Annotated in this window: 3 protein-coding genes and 1 pseudogene; 3 read left to right on the top strand and 1 reads right to left on the bottom strand. The window is 61.4% G+C overall.

Annotation, left to right across the window (positions count from 1 at the left end):
* The coding region (locus EOA86_RS25330; RefSeq protein ID WP_128344180.1) for a GumC family protein at window positions 1–1,512 on the bottom strand (1,512 nt) is incomplete at its 3' end.
* Window positions 1,513–1,858: 346 nt separating this feature from the next.
* Between EOA86_RS25330 and EOA86_RS25325 the strand changes: the two genes are divergently transcribed.
* The 3 genes and pseudogenes from EOA86_RS25325 to EOA86_RS25315 form a co-directional block, all read left to right on the top strand.
* Window positions 1,859–2,422 carry a polysaccharide biosynthesis/export family protein gene (locus EOA86_RS25325; protein ID WP_029353441.1) on the top strand — a complete coding sequence of 188 codons (564 nt, stop codon included), beginning with the start codon at window positions 1,859–1,861 and terminating at the stop codon, window positions 2,420–2,422.
* A 5-nt stretch (window positions 2,423–2,427) separates the two neighbouring features.
* Window positions 2,428–3,558: a glycosyltransferase family 4 protein gene (locus tag EOA86_RS25320; protein ID WP_128344178.1), complete on the top strand. Its 1,131-nt coding sequence runs from the start codon at window positions 2,428–2,430 to the stop codon at window positions 3,556–3,558.
* 107 nt (window positions 3,559–3,665) lie between these two features.
* Window positions 3,666–4,040, top strand: a pseudogene (locus EOA86_RS25315) (undecaprenyl-phosphate glucose phosphotransferase); the annotation flags it as partial.

The following is a 4,040-nucleotide window of genomic DNA, read 5'->3' as shown; positions in this document are numbered from 1 at the left end:
CTGCGCTTCCGCCGCCCGATCCTCGACGTCCTCGATATCGGCCGGTTCGTGATTGGAGGGTTCGTGGGCAACAGGCATCGCAACCTGTTCGATCCGTTCGAAACGGGCGCCGGCGGCTGGCCGCATGGCGCGACCCGAAAACAGCTCTTGCAGAAGCGTCACGATCGCCATGACCAGCAACGAACCGACGAAGGCAGCACCGGTGATCGGCAGGATTTTTGGGAAATAGGGCTCGGACGGCGCCACCGCGCGGGAAGAGACACGGGCGTCGACCGGCAGATAGTTGCTGTCCTTGCGCGAGGACGCCTCACGGTAACGGGTCAGGTAGGATTCGAGCAACTGCCGCTGGGCGGTCGCTTCGCGCTGCAGCGCATCCAGTTCGACCTGCTGGTCGCCGGCGCGCGCCGATGCAGCCTTCAGTGTATTGACGTCGGCGACAAGCTGGTTTTCGCGGGCCTGGGCGGTCTGCGCCTGCGTCATCAGCCCTTTCATGATCTTTTCCGCCTCGTTGCGGATCTGGCGGTCGAGATCGGCAAGCTGCGATCTCAGCGCCCGGATGCGCGGATGATTGTCGAGCAAGGAGGTGGAAAGGTCGGCGATGTTGGTCTTGAGCTCGACCTGCCGCTCGCGCAGCCGCTGGATGAGTTCGGAAGACAGCACTTCTGGTACCGCATCCAGCGAGCCGCCATTCTGCAGCGCCCTGCGCACGCTGTCGGCCGTCGCTTCTGCCGATGCGCGATTGGCCCGCACCCGCGACAGTTCGCTGGACAGTTCGGAAAGCTGTTGGGTGGCGAGCACCGAATTGTTGCCGCCCATCAAAAGATCGGACTGGGCGCGGTAGCTTGCTACCTTGGCCTCGGCGTCCTTAACCCGCTTCGACAGGTCGGCGATCTCAGGCGCCAGCCAGTCGGTTGCGGCGGAATTCGATTCGATGTTGGCATTGCCCTGGACGGAGATGTAGGCGTCGGCGATGGCGTTCGGAATTTCGGCGGCGAGCCTGGGATTTTCCGAGGAGAATTCGATGACGATTACCCGTGATTTTTCAACGCGATAGACGTTGAGTTTCTCGCGCATCTTCGTCAGCACGCGTTCTTCAGGCGGAATCTCGTTGGGGTCGCTTTTCAGGCCGGCGATGACGAGCAGACGGCTCAACATCGGCATGTCCGCTGTCTCGTCGAATTCGGGAAGCCGCGACAGATTGAGCTTCTGCGCCACCTGCTTGAGGATGTCGGTCGAAGACACAACCTCGACCTGGCTGGTCACGCCTTCCTCGTCGAGAATCGGCTTGTCATTGTCATTGGTGCCGTCGGGGCGCGTGTAAACCGATTCGCGCGTCTCGATCAAAAGCCGTGTTTCAGCCCTGTAATGCGGCGTGGCAAGCCATGTGAGCGCGAACGCCAGGCCGGTTATGACCAGCGCCACGACAAGAATGCGCAGCCAATTCCTCGCAAGGCTTGCGAAGAGCTGCCTGAGATCGACGTCGACATCTGCGGCCACGGATTTAACGGACATGCATCCTGCTCCGGTACTTAAAGCACGTCGCGTTTGAACAGATTCATACGACTCGCTTTAAGCTCTTGTTTTCATGCATGTCGTTGTCCCAAAACCGCTGCGCACTTTTGGGCGACATGCATTGGTCAGAATGCACCGTAAACAACTATGGTAACTCAGCCGTTAATATCGCGGTAAGTATCTGTTAGGTTTTACTCGCAAGCGGCAACAAAAGCGTTAAACCGGCCGTGTTTTGTCGGTTGCCGCCGCCTTTACCGGCCATTAACCCTAACGGGATGATAACGGGCCTCGATCCCCAGAGTTTGCCGCGGTGTAACAGCGGCCAATCGAAGGTACGTGTCCGGCCATGAAAAGCACTGCTTCCCTCTTCCGCGCGCTGCTCGCCGTGTCGTTGCTTGCCGGCTGCTCCAGCTACCGGCCGGCGCCGGCCGCCTTCCATAAAATGCTCGACCAGCCTTATCGCCTTGGTGCCGGCGACCGGGTCCGCGTCACCGTGTTCGAGCAGGAAGGATTGACCAACGTCTACAGCGTCGACCAATCCGGTTACCTGTCCATCCCGCTCGTCGGCGCCGTACCGGCGCGCGGCCACACCGCACAGCAACTCGAAGGCGAGATCGCCGACAAATTGCGCCAGGGCTACCTGCGCGATCCGGACGTTTCGGTCGAGATAGACCGCTACCGGCCGATCTTCATCATGGGCGAAGTCGGCGCCGCGGGCCAGTACTCCTATGTTCCCGGCCTGACCGTACAAAAGGCGATTGCCATCGCCGGCGGTTTCAGCCCGCGCGCCAACCAGGAAAGCGTCGACATCACCCGCGACATCAATGGCAAGGTCATGACCGGTCGCGTGGCCACCTCCGACCCACTCCTGCCCGGCGACACGGTCTACGTTCGCGAACGCCTGTTCTAGACCACGTGGCGGACACACTCAGGATCGTCCACTGCTTTCGCTCACCTGTCGGAGGGATTTTTCGTCACGTGCGCGACCTGACCGAGGCGCAGGTCGCCGCCGGGCATGCCGTCGGCATCGTCTGCGATTCGACGACGGGTGGCGATTTTGAGGAACATTTGTTCGAACAAATGAAGGGCAAAATGGCGCTGGGCATCCATCGGACGCCAATGCAGCGGCATGTCGGACCGGGCGATCTCGCCTCGGCCTGGCGCACCTTCGGGCTTATCAAGGGATTGCGGCCGGACGTGCTCCACGGGCACGGCGCCAAGGGTGGCGCCTATGCCCGCCTGTTCGGCTCATTGTTGCGGGTATCAAGGTCTCGCGTAGCCCGCCTTTATTCGCCTCACGGCGGCTCTCTTCACTATGACGAGACTACCGCCACGGGGAAGCTGTTTTTCGCGCTCGAACGGTTCATGGCGCGCTTCACCGACTATCTTCTGTTTGTCTCCGATTATGAAAGGCAGACATATCACAGGAAGGTCGGCGAACCGCCCATCCCGAACAACCTTGTCTACAACGGCTTGAGCGCCGCCGAGTTCGAGCCGGTGCGAACCGAGCAGAATGCGGCCGATGTCCTCTATATCGGCATGATGCGCGACCTCAAGGGACCGGACATCTTCATCGATGCGCTCGTCCTTGCCGGAACGCGGCTCGGCCGCCCGGTGAAAGCGGTGATGGTCGGCGACGGCGACGACCTGCCGCGCTACCATGCGCAAGTGAAGCGCCTCGGTCTCGAAGGCCATACGCGCTTCCTGCCGCCGATGCCGGCGCGCAAAGCCTTCGCGCTGGCCGAACTGGTCATCGTTCCCTCGCGTGCGGAAGCCATGCCTTACATCGTTCTGGAAACGCTCGCCGCCGGCAAATCGATGATCGCCACCGCCGTCGGCGGCATCCCGGAAATCTTTGGCACCGGCTCCCCTGCCCTGATCCGGCCTGACCCGCGCGAACTGAGCAACAAGATGAGCGCGGCGCTGGCCGACCTCAATGCCTACGGCAGCCTGATGCCCGACAGCGCCGACCTCAAGACGCGATTCGGCGCCGACGTGATGGCCGCCGCGATCGAGACGGCCTATTTCGCCGCGCTCAAGCGGTAACCCCAAAAGGGCGCTAACCCCAAAGCTTCTCTAAAGCTACCTGTTGTTTCAAGGGTTTCTTAGCTCTCTTTTGCTATTCACCTGAGGGAAGCTTTGCGGATGCACCCATGAACGAGATCGATCCCGCACGCCGCTTTTCGATAGACGCGGTGCGCAAATTCGACGGCCCTGCCAGCGGCGATAACCTTGGCGGGATGAACGACGTCGCCCGTCAGGTCGCGTCGCAATACCGGCGCGATACCATGTCGCCAATCATGGTCAGCGGCGTCTTGCGCATGGTCGAATTCGCGCTGCTGTTCCTGTCGGGCCTCTGCGTCTATTTCTACTATGTCGGCTTCTTCAGCCATCTCGCCTGGCAATACCCGCTGACGATTGCCGCCGCCTCGTTCCTCGCAGTGGTGCTGCTCGACGTCACCGATTGCTACCAGGTCGTCTCGTTGATGCGGCCGCTCGCCAATTCCGGCCGTCTCCTGCTGGTCTGG

This window comes from Mesorhizobium sp. M5C.F.Ca.IN.020.32.2.1 (assembly GCF_004023105.1).
GTDB classification, from domain to species: domain Bacteria; phylum Pseudomonadota; class Alphaproteobacteria; order Rhizobiales; family Rhizobiaceae; genus Mesorhizobium; species Mesorhizobium wenxiniae.
The sequence above is the reverse complement of the archived record's forward strand: the minus strand, read 5'-3'. Positions and strand labels throughout refer to the sequence as shown.